The organism is Amycolatopsis sp. CA-161197 (genome assembly GCF_050942255.1).
In the GTDB taxonomy this organism is placed as follows: domain Bacteria; phylum Actinomycetota; class Actinomycetes; order Mycobacteriales; family Pseudonocardiaceae; genus Amycolatopsis.
Genome location: NZ_CP192059.1, coordinates 8,328,009 through 8,342,651 on the forward strand (window position 1 = coordinate 8,328,009; position 14,643 = coordinate 8,342,651).

The 14,643-nt window shown below is 70.3% G+C and carries 15 protein-coding genes and 1 pseudogene; 9 read left to right on the forward strand and 7 right to left on the reverse strand.

The window, feature by feature from the left end; genetic code table 11:
- Positions 1-20 precede the first annotated feature (20 nt).
- The 3 genes from ACQPXB_RS39240 to ACQPXB_RS39250 form a co-directional block, all read right to left on the reverse strand.
- Entirely contained in the window at positions 21-1,037 is a 1,017-nt protein-coding gene (locus ACQPXB_RS39240) for an alcohol dehydrogenase catalytic domain-containing protein (protein ID WP_432846772.1), read from the reverse strand.
- A gap of 67 nt (positions 1,038-1,104) precedes the next feature.
- Complete coding sequence (locus tag ACQPXB_RS39245) at positions 1,105-1,731, reverse strand: peptide deformylase (RefSeq protein ID WP_432846774.1); 627 nt, start codon at positions 1,729-1,731, stop codon at positions 1,105-1,107.
- Between the two features lie 15 nt (positions 1,732-1,746).
- Positions 1,747-2,313: a TetR/AcrR family transcriptional regulator gene (locus tag ACQPXB_RS39250; protein WP_364061162.1), complete on the reverse strand. Its 567-nt coding sequence runs from the start codon at positions 2,311-2,313 to the stop codon at positions 1,747-1,749.
- Positions 2,314-2,430: 117 nt separating this feature from the next.
- On the opposite strand from ACQPXB_RS39250, the gene ACQPXB_RS39255 reads away from it, so the two are divergent.
- The 3 genes and pseudogenes from ACQPXB_RS39255 (at position 2,431) to ACQPXB_RS39265 (ending at position 4,541) form a co-directional block, all read left to right on the forward strand.
- Positions 2,431-3,627, forward strand: coding sequence for a cysteine desulfurase-like protein (locus tag ACQPXB_RS39255; RefSeq protein ID WP_432846776.1), 1,197 nt, complete (start codon positions 2,431-2,433; stop codon positions 3,625-3,627).
- Positions 3,628-3,891: 264 nt separating this feature from the next.
- A pseudogene (locus ACQPXB_RS39260) lies at positions 3,892-3,966 on the forward strand (hypothetical protein); the annotation flags it as partial.
- A 104-nt stretch (positions 3,967-4,070) separates the two neighbouring features.
- Complete coding sequence (locus ACQPXB_RS39265) at positions 4,071-4,541, forward strand: enoyl-CoA hydratase-related protein (RefSeq protein WP_432846777.1); 471 nt, start codon at positions 4,071-4,073, stop codon at positions 4,539-4,541.
- Here ACQPXB_RS39265 and ACQPXB_RS39270 read toward each other — a convergent pair.
- The gene (locus ACQPXB_RS39270; protein WP_432846779.1) at positions 4,538-5,050 is read right to left on the reverse strand and encodes an LmrA/YxaF family transcription factor; all 513 of its coding nucleotides are present in this window, start codon (positions 5,048-5,050) and stop codon (positions 4,538-4,540) included. The genes ACQPXB_RS39265 and ACQPXB_RS39270 overlap by 4 nt on opposite strands.
- Positions 4,992-5,633 (reverse strand): N-acetyltransferase family protein, encoded by a 642-nt coding sequence (locus ACQPXB_RS39275; RefSeq protein WP_432846781.1) that lies wholly within the window; start codon positions 5,631-5,633, stop codon positions 4,992-4,994. The genes ACQPXB_RS39270 and ACQPXB_RS39275 overlap by 59 nt, the downstream gene beginning before the upstream one ends.
- Positions 5,634-5,962: 329 nt before the next feature.
- Here ACQPXB_RS39275 and ACQPXB_RS39280 point away from each other — a divergent pair, with 329 nt between their 5' ends.
- From ACQPXB_RS39280 to ACQPXB_RS39300, 5 genes are all read left to right on the forward strand, one after another.
- Complete coding sequence (locus tag ACQPXB_RS39280) at positions 5,963-6,385, forward strand: hypothetical protein (RefSeq protein WP_366583101.1); 423 nt, start codon at positions 5,963-5,965, stop codon at positions 6,383-6,385.
- A gap of 196 nt (positions 6,386-6,581) precedes the next feature.
- Positions 6,582-7,202 (forward strand): Rv1733c family protein, encoded by a 621-nt coding sequence (locus tag ACQPXB_RS39285; protein WP_432846783.1) that lies wholly within the window; start codon positions 6,582-6,584, stop codon positions 7,200-7,202.
- Between the two features lie 226 nt (positions 7,203-7,428).
- On the forward strand, positions 7,429-7,875 hold the full coding sequence (locus ACQPXB_RS39290; RefSeq protein ID WP_366583099.1) for a helix-turn-helix domain-containing protein: 447 nt from the start codon (positions 7,429-7,431) through the stop codon (positions 7,873-7,875).
- Positions 7,876-7,877: 2 nt separating this feature from the next.
- The gene (locus tag ACQPXB_RS39295) at positions 7,878-8,408 is read left to right on the forward strand and encodes a toxin (RefSeq protein WP_366583098.1); all 531 of its coding nucleotides are present in this window, start codon (positions 7,878-7,880) and stop codon (positions 8,406-8,408) included.
- 114 nt (positions 8,409-8,522) lie between these two features.
- Positions 8,523-9,152 carry a hypothetical protein gene (locus ACQPXB_RS39300; RefSeq protein WP_432846786.1) on the forward strand — a complete coding sequence of 210 codons (630 nt, stop codon included), beginning with the start codon at positions 8,523-8,525 and terminating at the stop codon, positions 9,150-9,152.
- Between the two features lie 16 nt (positions 9,153-9,168).
- Here ACQPXB_RS39300 and ACQPXB_RS39305 read toward each other — a convergent pair whose 3' ends face one another.
- Positions 9,169-12,480, reverse strand: a complete 3,312-nt coding sequence (locus ACQPXB_RS39305) for an aminotransferase class I/II-fold pyridoxal phosphate-dependent enzyme (protein ID WP_432846788.1) — start codon at positions 12,478-12,480, stop codon at positions 9,169-9,171.
- A gap of 202 nt (positions 12,481-12,682) precedes the next feature.
- On the reverse strand, positions 12,683-13,624 hold the full coding sequence (locus tag ACQPXB_RS39310; protein WP_366583090.1) for an NAD-dependent epimerase/dehydratase family protein: 942 nt from the start codon (positions 13,622-13,624) through the stop codon (positions 12,683-12,685).
- A 287-nt stretch (positions 13,625-13,911) separates the two neighbouring features.
- Here ACQPXB_RS39310 and ACQPXB_RS39315 point away from each other — a divergent pair, with 287 nt between their 5' ends.
- Complete coding sequence (locus tag ACQPXB_RS39315) at positions 13,912-14,622, forward strand: TetR/AcrR family transcriptional regulator (protein ID WP_432846790.1); 711 nt, start codon at positions 13,912-13,914, stop codon at positions 14,620-14,622.
- The last annotated feature ends 21 nt before the right edge of the window (positions 14,623-14,643 follow it).

A 14,643-nucleotide genomic window follows, 5' to 3' on the forward strand; every position in this document is an offset into this window, starting at 1 on the left:
AGCGGCCACCGACAAAAAGCTCAGGCCGCGAGGTCGAGGACGATCCGGAAGCGCGCCTGACCCGACATCATGCGCTCGTAGGCCTTCGGGGCGTCGGTCCACGGGACGATCTCGTTCATCGGCCGCACGCCGCGGGCCTCGGCGAAGGCGAGGCCGTCCTCGTTCTCGATGGCCGAACCGGTGAGGCTGCCGGCCACCGTGTGTGTGCCGAAGATCAGGTCCGCGGTGCCGATCGACAGCGGGTCGGGCGCCGCGCCGACGACCACCATCCGCCCGCGCGGCGCGAGCCCCGCGACCAGCGGCGACATGGACGCGCCGCTCGAGGCCGTCGCGACGATCGCCGCCGCGCCGCCCAGCTTCTGCAGCTCCGCGCCGGGGTCGGCGGCAGTGCTGTCGAGGTACTCGTCCGCGCCGAGCCGCATGGCCAGGTCGGCCTTGTCCGTTCCCCGCGCGATCGCGGCGACGCGGTAGCCCAGCGCCTTCGCGTACTGCACACCGAGATGGCCCAGCCCGCCGATCCCCTGCACCGCGACCAGCGAACCGGGTCGCGCGTCCAGCTTGCTCAACGCGCTGTACGTGGTGATTCCCGCACACAGCAACGGCGCGGCGTCCGAAGAGGACAGTCCACTCGGGATGCGCACGAGGCCGGTGGCGCGAGCGTAGGTGTACTCGGCGTAACCGCCGTCGACGTGCGTGCCGGTCCACGGCTGATCGGTGCAGTTGACGAAGTCGCCGCGGCGGCAGTACTCGCACTCGCCGTCCTGCCCGCCCAGGTAACCGATGCCGACGCGCTCGCCGACGTGCCACGCCCGCACCCCCTCGCCGACGGCGTCGATCACCCCGACGATCTCGTGCCCGGGCACCCGCGGCACATCCGGGTCGGCGCGCAATCCGTCCACCGCGAGCACGTCGGAATGGCAGACGCCGCAGTACTCCACTTTGACCCGGACCTGCCCGAACGACGGCGCGACGAGCTCCCGCTCGCTGAGCGCGAACTGGCGGGTTCCGGTGACTTCCAGAGCTCGGTAAGTTGCCATGTCACGAATATGACCGGTCGTCTTAGTTACTGTCAAGCGCCGACCCCGAATCAGGCACCCAGGTTTTTCAGGGCAGGTCGAAGCCCAGTTCCTTCGCGGCGTCGACCGGCGTCGGCTGCGCCCACCGCTGCGCCACGGCCTGGTGCGTCGACAGCGAACGCAGCTCCGCGCGGTCGAGGTAGAGCACTCCGCCGAGGTGGTCGGTCTCGTGCTGGACGATGCGCGCCGGCCAGCCCGCGAACTCCTCGTCGACGGCCGCGCCCGTCTCGTCCTGCGCCTCGAGCCGGACGCGCAACGGCCGCGCGACCACGGCTTGCCATCCGTTCACGCTCAGGCACCCCTCGAAGAACGCGACCCGCTCGGAGCCCAGCGCCGTGTACCGCGGGTTCACCAGTACGCGGAACGGCAACGGCCCGATCCCCCGCGCCGCCAGCACCTCCGGCGGCGTGTTCGGCCGCTCGTAGTCCTCGATCACGGCGAGCTGCAGCGGGAGCCCGATCTGCGGCGCGGCCAGCCCGACACCGGGCGCCGCGTGCATCGTCTCCTTCATGCCCTCGATCAGCCCGGCGAGCGCGGCTTCGCTCAGCTCGCCTTCATACGGCGCCGCGGCCGTGCGCAGGACCGGGTCACCGGCCTGGACGATGGGCCACGGGAGCGGCTGGGCGAGCAGTTCGTCCACCAGGTCGGCGAGCACGCTGGGGGCACCTTCCTACAGCAGGGAGCCGAACACCACGTCGAAGAAGTCGTCCAGCGGGGCGACGCTCTTGGCCACCTTGGTACGGATGATCGCACCCTCCCAAGCGTCGAGCACGAACCGCCCGAGCAGCTCCGGGTCCTTGTCGCCCTTGACCTCGCCGGCGGCCTGCGCCTGGCGGATGGAGTCGGTGATGCTGTCCGACCAGTGCGTGAGGCTCTCCCCGACCTGCTTGCGGATGACGGGACTGTGGTCGGCGCGCTCGGACCCCATGTTGCCGATGAGGCAGCCGCGGGTGAACTCGTTGTCCACGAGCACGTCGCGCATCACGGTGAACCGCGCGCGCAACGTGTCGAGCGGCCCGAGGTCGCCGTGGCCGTCACGCCAGCCGGAGCTCTCGGCGTAGCGCGCGACGACTTCGGCGCCGAGGTCTTCCTTGCTCTTGAAGTGGTTGTAGAACGACCCCTTGGGCACGCCGGCCGCCCGGGTGATGGTGTCGACGGAACACGCGGCGAAGCCGTAGCGGTGGAACTCGGTGACCGCGGTGTCGACGATCACCTCACGAACGCTGGGACGTGGCATCCACCAATTATATGACCGGTCGTCTCAGCTGTCGACCAAGCCGTTCCGACCAGGGCTCCGGCCGAGATCCCCGGCCGATCTCGCACCCGCCTGATCGCTTCCGGCATGCTGGGCTCCGTGGCCTATGACGTGAACGCGATCCGCAAGCACTTCCCCGCCCTCTCCGAAGGCGCCGCGCACTTCGACGGGCCCGGGGGCTCACAGGTGCCGGACGTGGTGGGGGAAGCCGTGGCAGGAGTCCTCTGCTCCGCGATCGCCAACCGGGGCACCGTGACGCCGGCCGAGCGGCGCGCCGACGGGATCGTGCGGGAAGCACGCCAGGCAGTGGCCGACCTGCTGGGCGCGAAGGCCGAAGGCGTGGTCTTCGGACGCAGCATGACCCAGGTGACGTACGACTTCTCACGCACGCTGGCGAAGACGTGGGAAGCCGGGGACGAGGTCGTGGTCACGCGGCTCGACCACGACGCCAACATCCGGCCGTGGGTGCAGGCGGCGGCCACGCGCGGGGTCACCGTGCGGTGGGCCGACTTCGACCCGGCGACGGGTGAGCTGCCGGTCGAGGCGGTCACGTCGCTGCTGACGGACAAGACGCGGCTGGTGGCCGTGACGGCGGCGTCCAACCTGCTGGGCACGCGGCCGGACGTCGCGGCGATCACGGCGAAGGCGCGCGAAGCCGGGGCGCTCAGCTACGTCGACGGGGTGCACCTCACGCCGCACGCCACCGTGGACATCGCAGCACTCGGAGCCGACTTCTACGCCTGCTCCGCGTACAAGTTCCTCGGCCCGCACCTCGGCCTGCTCGCGGCCGCGCCCGAGCTGCTGGAGACGCTGCGGCCGGACAAGCTCGTGCCGTCCAGCGATGCCGTGCCGGAGCGCTTCGAGCTCGGCACGCTCCCCTACGAGCTGCTCGCGGGCACCACCGCGGCCATCGACTTCGTCGCGAACCTGGTCCCGGCCGAGGGCACGCGGCGCGAGCGGCTCGCCGCGTCGCTGGCCGCGCTCGAAGTGCACGAGCAGGAGATGCTGCAGCGCCTCGACGACGGGCTCGCCGCGCTGCCCCAGGTCGTCCGCTACGGCTCCCCCGGCCGCGAACGCACGCCGACCGTCCTGTTCTCCGTGACGGGCCACGAACCCAAGGCCGTGTACGAACACCTGGCGAGCCACAACGTCAACGCGCCGGCCGCGAGCTTCTACGCCATCGAGTGTTCCCGCCACCTCGGCCTCGGCGACACGGGCGCCGTCCGCGCGGGCATCGCGCCGTACACGACGGCGGCCGAGGTCGACCGCCTGGTCAGCGCGGTGGCGGAGCTCTGACCGCCGTGCCGCGCACGTAGACCGCGCGGATGTCGTGGAGGGCGGCCGGGTCGGTGAAGGGTTGCCGGCCGCCGCAAGGCGCGGAAGGTGTCCACTTTGGACATTCCTGACAGTTCGCGGACACGCAGCCTCGCTGAGACGGCGTTGACCGGCTGAGTTCCGTTGTGGAACTCTCGGAGCATGACCATCGACGTCGTGGCCGGCGAAGCCGTCACCAGCGTGACGATCAACCGTCCGGACAAGCGGAACGCGCTGACCACGGCCATGTACTCGGCCCTGGCCGAAGCGCTGGAGACCGCGGCCACGCCGATCGTCGTCCTCGGCGGCGCCGGTGGCACGTTCACCGCGGGCAACGACCTGGGCGACTTCCTGGCGCACGACTCCGGTGCCGGAGACGACACACCCGTGCGGCGGTTCCAGGAAGCCCTGCTGCCACGCGCGCGGTGGTGGTCGCGGCCGTCGACGGCCCGGCCGTCGGCATCGGCGCGACGCTGCTGCTGCACTGCGACCTCGTGTACGCGACCGAGCCCAGCTACCTGCAGTTCCCGTTCACGTCGTTGGGGCTCGTGCCGGAGTACGGCAGCAGCTTCGTGCTGCCGCGTCCGCTCGGCCCGCAGCGCGCCGCCGAGCTGCTGCTCTTCGGCGACCGCGTGCCGGCCGCCGAGGCGCACCGGCTGGGGCTCGTGAACGAGGTGCTGCCCGACGCGGCGGCGCTGGAGGCCCGAGTCGCCGACCGGACAGCCGCGTTGGCCGCACAGCCGGCTTCCTCGCTGGCGCTCACCCGGGAGCTGCTGCGCGACACCGAGGACACCAGCGTGCGCGGGCGGATGGACGTGGAGTCGCAGCACTTCGCGAAGCTGCTGCACGACCCCGCGACGGTCGCCAACCTGCGCGCGAAGCTCGGCCGCCGCTAGGCGAGCTTGCGGCGGCGCTTGTCCACGGCGCCGTCCAGCAGGGGCCGCAGCTCCTCGACGACCGAGTCGAGCGGGGCGACGTCGTGTTCGGCGCGCGCGAGCACGATCGCGCCTTCGAGCGAGCTGATCATCAGCACGGCCAGTGAAGCGGCGCGAGTGGGAGATACGCCCATCTGCTCCAGTGCTTCGACGAGCGGTTTACGCCATTCGGCGAATGCGCCGGCCGCGCTCTCCCGCAGCTTTTCGCTCAGCGCGGCGGAATCGGCGACCGTGGCGACGATCGGGCAGCCGTTCCCGAATCCCTGATCGGCGAATTCGGCGCGCCACGGCTCGACCATCGCGGCGAAGAGGTTGCCCGGTGTCGCGTCTTCCAGCGATTCGGCGTTGCGGCGGACGCGGCGCGCGGCGTAGCGGCCGGCCCAGGCGACCGCTTCGGCGACGAGCTGCTCCTTACCCCCGGGGAAGTAGTGCTGCAGCGACCCCCGCGGCGCGTTCGCGTGAGCCACCACGTCCCGCAGGCCCGTACCGCCGACGCCCTGCGTCCGCAGCAGCTGCGCGGCGCTGAACACCATCCGGTCCCGCGCCGGCCTCTCCGACTCCGCCATCGACGACCTCCTTCATGACGCTGGTCATGCTAGTCGGCACGACCCGTTCGAACTCCTTCTCGCCCCGCTCGAACGTCGGGACCGGGCGGAAGCCGTGGGCGCGCAGCAGGCCCTCCGCCGGCGCGTTGCCGGCCTGGACGGTGGCGTGCAGCGTCCAGCCGGCCCAGCGCGGGTCGTCGGCCAATTCGCGCACGAGCGCGCTCGCGATCCCGCGGCGGTGCCAGGCGTCGGCCACGAGCACCCCGAGCTCGGCCCGGCACTCGCCCTCCGGCACGAGGTTGACCAAGCCGACCGCGACGTCGCCGACCTTCGCGACGAGCGCGGCACCGGCGAGCAGGAACACGCGGTAGCGCACCAGGATCCAGTCCGGCGCCGGGCGCCCGGGCAGCGTGAAGCGCCACGCGAGGCTCTCCGGCGAGCACGCTCGCACGAGGCTCTCGACGGCACCGGCGGTCGCCGGCTCGACGGTCGTTATGACAGCTGTCATGACCCATGGGTAGCACGGTTTCCCTGATCGACTCACTATGACAGCCGTCATAGTGAGTGCTCACGCTCCCGACACGGCGAGCCTCGACCGAGACCCACACCGCCCAGCCGAACGGTGGGACATGACCGGTTCCGGGTAATGCGATTTCACTTCCCGTGTCCGCCATCACCCGGTGCACTGAAAAATGCCGCCAATTCATGCGTGGAACACAATCTGTCAGGCCGTGAGCCTTATCGGGTGAAAACCGTTCCCAAAACCTTCCGACCTCATGATTCTTCCCTATCTTCTAATCGAATCTTCTCCAAACAGCGCACGAAGGGGACGCGGTCATGACCCAGTCGATCGAAGCTCCGGCGAAGGAATTCTGCGTCGACTGGGAGATGGAGGGAAACGACGGCGGCCGCGTGAACGTGACGCTGTCGGGTCAGGTGAGCCTGCTCGACGGCAACCGCTTCTACAAGGTCGACGGCGTGCTCTACATCGCCGAAGGCGCCGAGTACTGCCGCGAGGTCGGCAACCCGCGCCTGTACGTCCGGCGCAACGGAGTGGAAGCAAGCGGACGGCACTGGGGCTGGGAGCCGATCAGCTCGCGCAAGACCGCCAACCGCCTCTGCACGATGGACGGGTACTTCGTGCGCACCGGTTACTGGGCCCCGGCGGACCGGTCGATCCAGCTGAGCATCGTGGCCGAGCACGGCATCACGCGACGAAAGTCGTACAGCACCACGGCGACCGTCCGACTCGTGGACTGACACCGGTTTCGACGCTTCGCATTCAACGCGCGGCGAGCATCGGGCAAGTCGATCGCGACGTGAAGTGACGGCGTTCACCCACAAGTGGGGTGACCACCTTGAGCGTGCTGAGGAACACACTGTTTTCCCATGAAAATCAAAGAAAACGTTGTGCTGGACACAGCGCGCGCGGGCGTGTAAGAGGACCATGGAGCTCATGCGGAACAAGGCCCGGGCTGGCAGACCACCTCTTCTCTTCACCCGTTTCCTGCGACGACTGGGGTTCGCGCGCAATCCGCTCGTGCGGCGCTCCGACCGGATCGAGGGTCTCCTCGCCGGCCTGGCCGCGCTGATCGCGATCTTGGCGCTCCCGCTCGTGGTGATGCTCGGCAAAGCCGATGTCTCCCACGAGACCGCGGCGTCGGACGCGCAGCTGCGCGCGCGCCATCAGGTGACCGCGACCGTGCTCGCGCCCGCGCCGAAGCCGGCGTCGATGGGCGACAGCGCCCCGATCGCCCACAGCTCTCGCGTGACCGCCAGCTGGCGGCTGGCGAACGGCTCGCCCCAGACCGGTGTCGTGACGGTGCCCGCGGGCGCCGGCAACCCCGGTTCACAGGCCACGATCTGGCTGGACGACAACGGCAAGCAGACGACCGCCCCGCTCACCCACGCCGACGCGGTGACCAACGGCGTGCTCGTGGGCACCTTCACGTGGCTCTGCGCGATCGGCCTGCTGGCCGGCGTGTTCTGGATCGCCCGGCGCGTGCTCGACCACCGGCGCGCGGTGCGCTGGGCCGACGAATGGGCGCAGCTCGCCGGCCCGGAGGCAGTTCGCTGAAACCGGCTGCCTCCGGGCCCCGGCCGGCGGACCGGCGGAGCGACACCCCCAGCGCCGCCCCGCGGCAGTGCAACGCCTACCGCTAAGCCCGTGTTGGCGAGTTAACTATCAGCTAATTCGCCCTGCGCACAGTCTTGTGTAGGGGAGCCCTGATTGTCAACTGTCAGCTAATCTGGGATAGTCGACCTAGCTGAGAGCAATCAGTCGCTGACCGGAGGGGGCGGACATGTCCAGTGACTCGAGTGATGACACTCGGCCGACGTTGGCCTCCAGGCTCGACGATCTGTTCCGCACGGTGCGCCCGCAGGGCAAGCACTGGACGAACGCCGAGGTGGCCACCGAGCTGAAGCGCGAGTCGCCGGAGCTGAAGGTCGGTTCGGTGTACCTGTCGCAGCTGCGGTCGGGCAAGCGCACCAACCCGTCGCAGGAGCTGCTGGCGGCACTGGCGAAGTTCTTCGGGGTGTCCGTCGCGTACTTCTTCGACGAGAAGGTGGCGGGCGACGTGCTGAGCGAGCTGGCCGCCATCGAGGCGATGCGGCAGGCGGGCGTGCGCGCGGTCGCGATGCGCGCGGCGGGCATGCGTGAGGAGAACCTGCAGGCGATCACCACGATCATGGACCAGTACCGCCAGATGCAGGGCCTGCCACCGGTGAGCGACGAAGCGGCGGGCTGAGCATGGCGGAGGAGCGTCGCGACCAGCTCAAGCGGATGCGCGAAGAGGGCGCCCGGCGGATCGCCGAGCTGGACCTGCCGGAGGGCTGCGACCTCCCGACCCTGTGCGAACGGCTGGGCACCATCCGCGAACGGCCGATCACCCTCGTGCCGATGCCCATGCCGGCCTCCCACCCGTGCGGCATGTGGGTCGCGGCGCAACAAGAAGACCTCATCTTCTTCGACGCCAACACCACCGGCGCCCACCAGGAGCACATCATCTTGCACGAGCTCGGTCACATCATCTGCTGCCACCGCGGCTCGGGCCTGCTCGACGACGAGAGCGCCCGCTCCCTCTTCCCCAACCTCGACCCGGACATCGTCCGCGACATGCTGATGCGCGCCACCTACGACGACGCCCAGGAGCAGGAGGCGGAGATCATCGCCTACCTGCTGTCCGAACGCATGGGCGTGGTCCCGGCTCCCGCTCCTCCGGCGAAGGTGCCGGCTGCGGAGGAGAAGCCGATCGACCGGATCGAGCGGATGCTGCTCTAGGTCCAATGCCCTCTCCGCGGACCTGATCCGAGCGATACAGGCCACACCCACCGGATCATCACGGGTGGATCTCTGCGGCCGGGATTTCCGCGAAGGTCGGGCAGGATTCGGGGCATGCTTTTGCCCAGAAGACTCATCGCCGTCGCCTTTGTGGTGGCGGCTGCCGCGGGGTGTTCGGCCACCGCGGCGAAGGAACCCGTTGCCACGCCGAGCCCGGTGAGCGTGCCGGCCACGACGAAGGCGACGACGAAGACCAGCGCGCCACCGTCGACGGCGTCGACGTTCGTGCCGGCGGCGTCGCCGGCGAAGCTGAGTGCGGCGTGTCCGTTCATGGACATCGACGAGTACAAGCGGGCGTTCCTCGTGAGCCAAGAGTTGGTCACGAGTGAAGAAGCGCCGGACAAGAGCAACGGCATCACCTGGTACACGTGCGACTACATCTTCACCAGCAGCCACCAGACGAAGTCCGGCGACTTGCTCGTCTTCGCCTCGCCAGGCGAGACGTCGGTGAAGGCCTCGCTCAAGATCTCGGCCGAGTCCTGCGCGGAAAAGCCGAAGTACCTCAGCGACAACGCGTTCTACTGCACCGAAAAGGCGGACCAGTACAAGAACACCTTCCTGGTGGTCACCAGGATCAGCCACGGTCAGATGCGGACCGCGATGGTGACGGCGGGGCCGCCGCCCGATTTCGCGCACCCGGAGGCCTACGCCACCATCGTGAAAACCCTCTTGGATCGGCTGTGACGAACCGGATACTGCCCTAGCCGGCCCGTTCCGTCCGCAACCGCGTGAGCTCGCGCGCGACCGTCGAAACCGTGTACTCCAGCTGGCCCGCTTCGTGGTCGCTGGTGAGGAAGAAGCGCAGGCGGGTCTGGGATTCGTCGACGGCCGGGTGGAGGATGGGGTCGACGATGATGCCGCGGTCGTAGAGGGTGGTGGCCAGGCGGAGCGTCGTGGTGGAGTCGCCGATGACGCAGGGGACGATGGGGGTCGCGGAGGCCGAGCCGGTGGGCAGGCCGGCCGCCTGGGCCAGGCGCAGGAACAGCCCCGAGTTCGAGCGGAGGCGGGCCAGCCGCGAGGGGTCGGCGCGCAGGACGCGCAGGGCGGCCAGTGACGCGGCGGCGCTGGCGGGCGTGAGGCCGACGCTGTAGACGAAGCCCGGCAAGGAATACCGCAGCCATCGGACCGTGCGCGACGAGCCGGCCAGGTAGCCGCCGCAGCCGGCGAGGGACTTCGACAGCGTGCCCATCCAGAGGTCGACGTCGGACCGGTCGACGGCGAAGTGTTCGCCGACGCCCGCGCCGCCGGCGCCGACCGTGCCGATGCTGTGGGCCTCGTCGACCATCAGCAGGGCGCCGTAGCGCTTCTTGACCTCGATCAGGCCCGGCAGGTCGGCGAGGTCGCCGTCCATGCTGTACGCGCCCTCGACCACGATCAGCACGCGGCGGAACCGCGCGCGGGTGCGGCGCAGGATGTCTTCGAGCTGCGCGACGTCGTTGTGCGGGAATGGGCGGCGCGTCGCACCGGAAAGCGCGCAGCCCTGCAGGATGCTGTCGTGCGCGAGTGAGTCGTGGACGATGAGGTCGCCGGGGCCGACGAGGTGGCCGATGGCGCTCACGTTCGTCGCGTGGCCGCTCACCAGCGCCAGGCAGTCGTCCGTGCCCAGGAACGTCGCGAGCTCCGTCTCCAGCTGACGCGTGAGATCGCGGTCGCCCGCGAGGAGGCGGCTGCCGGACACCGAGGTGCCGTAGCGGTCCACGGCGTCGTGCACCGCGGCCGTCACCGCGGGGTGGCCGGAGAGGCCCAGGTAGTTGTAGCTGGAGAACGACAGGTACTGCCGGCCGCCGACGGTGGTGGTGCTGGTCAGCAGACCCTGGTGCTTGCGGAAGTACGGGTTCGGCACGCCGAGGTCCGAGAACTCCCGCAGCCGCGCGTCGATCGCCGCGGCCTCGGGGAAGTCGTCGATCGACGCGGTGGCCGGGTCGAACGCGACGGTCTCCGAGGCCAGTGGCACGGGCACCGCCACGGCGGGCGTGATGAGGCCCGCCACCGCACCGGCCGTGACCCCGCGCTCCTGCTCGATTTCGAAGCGCTGCCCGGGGAAGCGCTTACGGAGGTTGGCTTCCAGCTCCGTCAGCATCAGGGAGTCGAACCCGAGATCGTCGATCAGCGCGTGCCCGGCACACAGGTCGCCGACCGGGAACGCACTCGTGCGCGCGACCTCCTCCAGCACCACGGCCAGCACGTCCCGCGAGGACGGAACCGCCGGTGGCTCAACGGGTTCCGCCGCCGCCGAACCACTGAGCGGCGGCAACGAGCGAGCCTTCAGCCGCTTCGCCTCGTCGACGACCCAGTGGTTGCGCGGGCTGAGCGGGCTCGGCGGCAGCGTGCACGGCGGCGTCCCGCCGATCACGGGCCGCAGCCCGGCGCCGGTCACCGCCAGCGCGGCCAGCTCCACCAACGGCAGGTCCGGTGCGGGCACCTCGGCGCCCGGCGCCACAACCCCGGCGTACGTCGCCGGTGCCAGCTCCCCCGTCGTCCCCGACTCCAGCGCGACGGAGGCCGCCACCAGCTTCGACACCGCGTCGGGGAGGTCGTCGGCCGCCACCGCGAGCCGTTCGGCGAACAACGTGCGACGCGCCAAAGTGGACGCCACCGCGGCCAGCGGCAACGGCTCGCGCGAAAGCACCTCCGCGACCTCGCGTGCGTGCCGGGCCAGGCCGGCCCGGTCCCGAGCGGTCAGCAGCAGCAACTGCGAACCGCCGGCGGAAACCGTTGGCACCACAGGGGATTCCTCCAGCACCACGTGCACGTTCGTCCCACCGAAACCGAACGCGCTCACCCCGGCGCGCCGCGGACCGTCCGCGGTCCAGGGCGTCACCTCGCCGGCCACCCGCAGTCGGGCCTCGTCGAGCGCCAGGTGCGCGGCCGGTTCGAAGTCCGGCTGCGGCAGGATCTGTCCCTTGTGGACAGACAGCACCGACTTGATCAGCCCGGCGATCCCCGCGGTCCCCAGCGAATGCCCCACCACGGACTTCGCCGCGCCGAGGTACGCGGGAGCGGTCGCGTCGCGGCGCAGCTCGCCCAGCGCGTTGATCTCCACGTCGTCGCCCACCGACGTCGCCGTGCCGTGTGCTTCCAGGTAACCGACCGAGCCGGGGTCCACGTCGGCGTCGCGGTACGCACGGCGCAGCGCCAGCAGCTGGCCCGACTCCTGCGGCATCATGCCGCCCTTGACCGTGCCGTCGTTGGACAACCCGACGCCGCGGATCACCGCGTAGATCCGGTCGCCGGCGGCCTGCGCGTCGGCCAGCGGGCGCAGCACGAGCACGCCGGCGCCTTCACCCAGCACGAACCCGTCGGCCCGGCCGTCGAGCGGCCGGCACTCGCCGCTGCGGGAAACCGCGCCGATACGGGACAACCCCACCAGCAGGTCCGGTGTGAGCACCAGCTGCGCGCCACCGGCCACGGCGATGCGGCAGCGGCCGGCGCGCAGCGCGAACACCGCGTTGGCCACCGCCGTGAGGCCGCCGGAGCAGGCGGCGTCGAGCGCGTAGCTCTCACCGTGCAGGTCGAACACCGAGCTGATCGAGCTCGGGCCCATGTTGAGCAGCAGCCCGGCCATGGCCGTGGCGTGCAGGCCGCCGACGGCCGAGCCCGCCTCGGCCAGCTCGGCGCCCGCCGACCGGCCGAACTCGCCGCCCGCGAGCTGGCGCAGGCGGATGTGAAGCGTGCTCATCTCGCGGTAGCCGCTCTCGGACAGCGACATGATCACCGACGTGTCTTCGCGCTCGAAGCCGCCGGCCTCCCAGCCGGCGTCCTGCAGCGCTTCGCGCGTGAGGTCGACCAGCAGCCGGTGCTGCGGGTCGAGCGACTTCGCGCGGCGCGGCGGGATGCCGTAGTGCCCGGCGTCGAAGTGGCCGACGTCGTCGAGCAGCGCCATCTTGTCGGAGTACGCGGCCGAGGTGTCCCGGAAATCGTCGTTGTAGAACGAGTCCCGCCGCCACCTCGAATCCGGGACGGTCCTGAACTGAGGTTTCGGCTCGCTGAGCAGATCCCAGTACTCGTTCACGTTCCGGGCACCGGGAAAACGGCACCCGATGCCGACAATAGCGATGTCCGGTCGATTTCCGATTTTTTGCGCAGCAGATCCCCAAGACGCCATGACAGAACTTCCTCGCGCCGATCGCCCACCCAGTAGGTGAGAGATTGCCCCGTGGCGATCGGATTTTCAAGGGCGTCCAGGAATTCGTGCGAAAATCCCCGACCGCAGGTCAACCCTCGGTAGCCGACCGATCACGCCACCAGCGCACCGTCGCCGCCGCCTGCTCGCCGAGCGGGGTGGCTTCTTCGCCCGAGAATTCCGTGAAGGCACGGGAATCCACCACGAACGGACGGTCGAACTGGTAGCGCACCTCCTGCAGTTCCCGCAGCAAGGGCGAAAACGCGGCGGCCATCCGCAGCAACGGCGCCGGAAGCCGTTGTACGCCGACCGGCGGCACGTTCGCCGCTTCGCACAGCACGCCGACCATCACGCGCGACGAACGCGCCGGCAGCGTCGGCACGTGCCACGCGCGGCCCCACGCCTTCTCCTCCGCGGCGACGCGCACCAGCGTGCGCGCGACGTCCGGCAGGTAGGTCCAGCTGTGCGGCGCGTCCGGGTCGCCCATCACCTGGACCTTGCGTCCCTTCAGCACCGCCGGCACCACGCGCGCACCCAGGTGCCCGCCGTCGGTCACGCCCGGCCCGAAGAAGTCCGACGCCCGCACCTCGGCGGCGCGAATCCGGCCCTGCTCGTGCAGATCGTGCAGCTGCTCCCACAGTTGCACGCGCACGCGACCTTTGGGTCCCGTCGCCTCGAGCGGCAGATCCTCGGTGATCGGCCCGTCGACAGGGCCGTAGCCGTACAGGTTTCCCAGCGCCACCAGCACGGCGCCGGTCGCCTCGGCCGCCGCGGCGGTGGCGTCGGCCAGCGGCGGCCAGTCGCGCGTCCACCGGTGGTAGGGCGGGCTCGCGCACTGGTAGATCGCGTCAGCACCCTCGGCTGCGGCGGTCAACGCGGCGCGGTCGGTGGCGTCGAGCACCACGTGCTCGAGCCCCGGCTCCTCGGGCCGCGGCGACCTGCCGATCACCTTCACCCGCTCGCCCCGTTCGGCGAGCAGCCTCGCCGTCGCCGCCCCCGCCGGGCCGAACCCGATCACCACGTGAAGACTCATGCGCCACACCATAGTCAGCCCGGTGAGCGGGATTGGCTTTTCAGGTATCCGTAACTTCGGGTTCACCGCGAACTTCTTCGGACAGTTGTCCGTAAACCTCTCGGTTGCCTTGCGACGTCACCTCGAACTTCCCTCCGAAAAGGCTCGCGATTAATCCGATTCACGGGGACTTCTCAGTGCTCTTCACTCGAGTCTTCCCTGTGGCCGGAGCCGCTTTTCGGACTCTAGGCGGCCGACGGGCGTTGGTGTAGGGTCGCCGATCATGGACAGTTCCGACAAGGATGCCTATGTCTTCTGAAGATCTCCCCCGGCTCGTCAAGGACACGGCTCGCCGTCAGCTCGCCGAGACCGGAGCGACCGGTCTGACGCTGCAGACGGTGGCCGTCGGAAGTGGCGTGACCGTGGCCGAGGTGCAACCGTTTTTCGGAGATCGTGACGATCTCCTGACCGCATTGATCATCGACGCTTACAACGCCTCCGGCGAGGCCATGGAACAGGCCGATCCCGGCGAACGGGAAACGGACCCGGGCGCGCGCCTGCTGGCCGTCACCCGCGCATTGCGCGAATGGTCGCTCGCCAACCCGGCCGAGTTCGCCTTGCTCTACGGCTCGCCCGTGCCCGGCTACGCGGCGCCGGAGACCACGGTGGGCCCGGCTTCGCGCACGCCCGCCGCGCTCGCCGCGGTGCTGCGTTCCGCGCTGGCGGCCGGATCCCTCACGCCGCCGAGCCGGCCGCTGCCCGGTCCGACGCTCGTGACCGCCGAGGCCGTCGCGCTCTTCGGCGGGCCGCCCGAGGCTCCGTACGGCGATCTGCTCGAACGCGGGATCGTGCTGTGGAGCAACCTGATCGGCCTGCTGGTGTTCCAGGTGTTCAGTCGTACGCACGACAGCGTCGCCGACCAGTCGGCCTTCTTCGACTACGCGGTGGCCGTGGCGGCGGAAGCCGTCGGCCTGGCCGTGCCGCTCGAAGGCAGCCGACGCGAGGCCGTGAACGCCTGAGTCTCGAGTTCCGCAACTGGG

Bases quoted from the DNA above. Each gene is read 5' to 3' on its own strand.
- ACQPXB_RS39240 (WP_432846772.1), bottom strand. From the start codon at position 1,037: ATGGCAACTTACCGAGCTCTGGAAGTCACCGGAACCCGCCAGTTCGCG.
- ACQPXB_RS39250 (WP_364061162.1), bottom strand. From the start codon at position 2,313: ATGCCACGTCCCAGCGTTCGTGAGGTGATCGTCGACACCGCGGTCACC.
- ACQPXB_RS39275 (WP_432846781.1), bottom strand. From the start codon at position 5,633: ATGACAGCTGTCATAACGACCGTCGAGCCGGCGACCGCCGGTGCCGTC.
- ACQPXB_RS39280 (WP_366583101.1), top strand. From the start codon at position 5,963: ATGACCCAGTCGATCGAAGCTCCGGCGAAGGAATTCTGCGTCGACTGG.
- ACQPXB_RS39285 (WP_432846783.1), top strand. From the start codon at position 6,582: ATGCGGAACAAGGCCCGGGCTGGCAGACCACCTCTTCTCTTCACCCGT.
- ACQPXB_RS39290 (WP_366583099.1), top strand. From the start codon at position 7,429: ATGTCCAGTGACTCGAGTGATGACACTCGGCCGACGTTGGCCTCCAGG.
- ACQPXB_RS39295 (WP_366583098.1), top strand. From the start codon at position 7,878: ATGGCGGAGGAGCGTCGCGACCAGCTCAAGCGGATGCGCGAAGAGGGC.
- ACQPXB_RS39300 (WP_432846786.1), top strand. From the start codon at position 8,523: ATGCTTTTGCCCAGAAGACTCATCGCCGTCGCCTTTGTGGTGGCGGCT.
- ACQPXB_RS39310 (WP_366583090.1), bottom strand. From the start codon at position 13,624: ATGAGTCTTCACGTGGTGATCGGGTTCGGCCCGGCGGGGGCGGCGACG.
- ACQPXB_RS39315 (WP_432846790.1), top strand. From the start codon at position 13,912: ATGTCTTCTGAAGATCTCCCCCGGCTCGTCAAGGACACGGCTCGCCGT.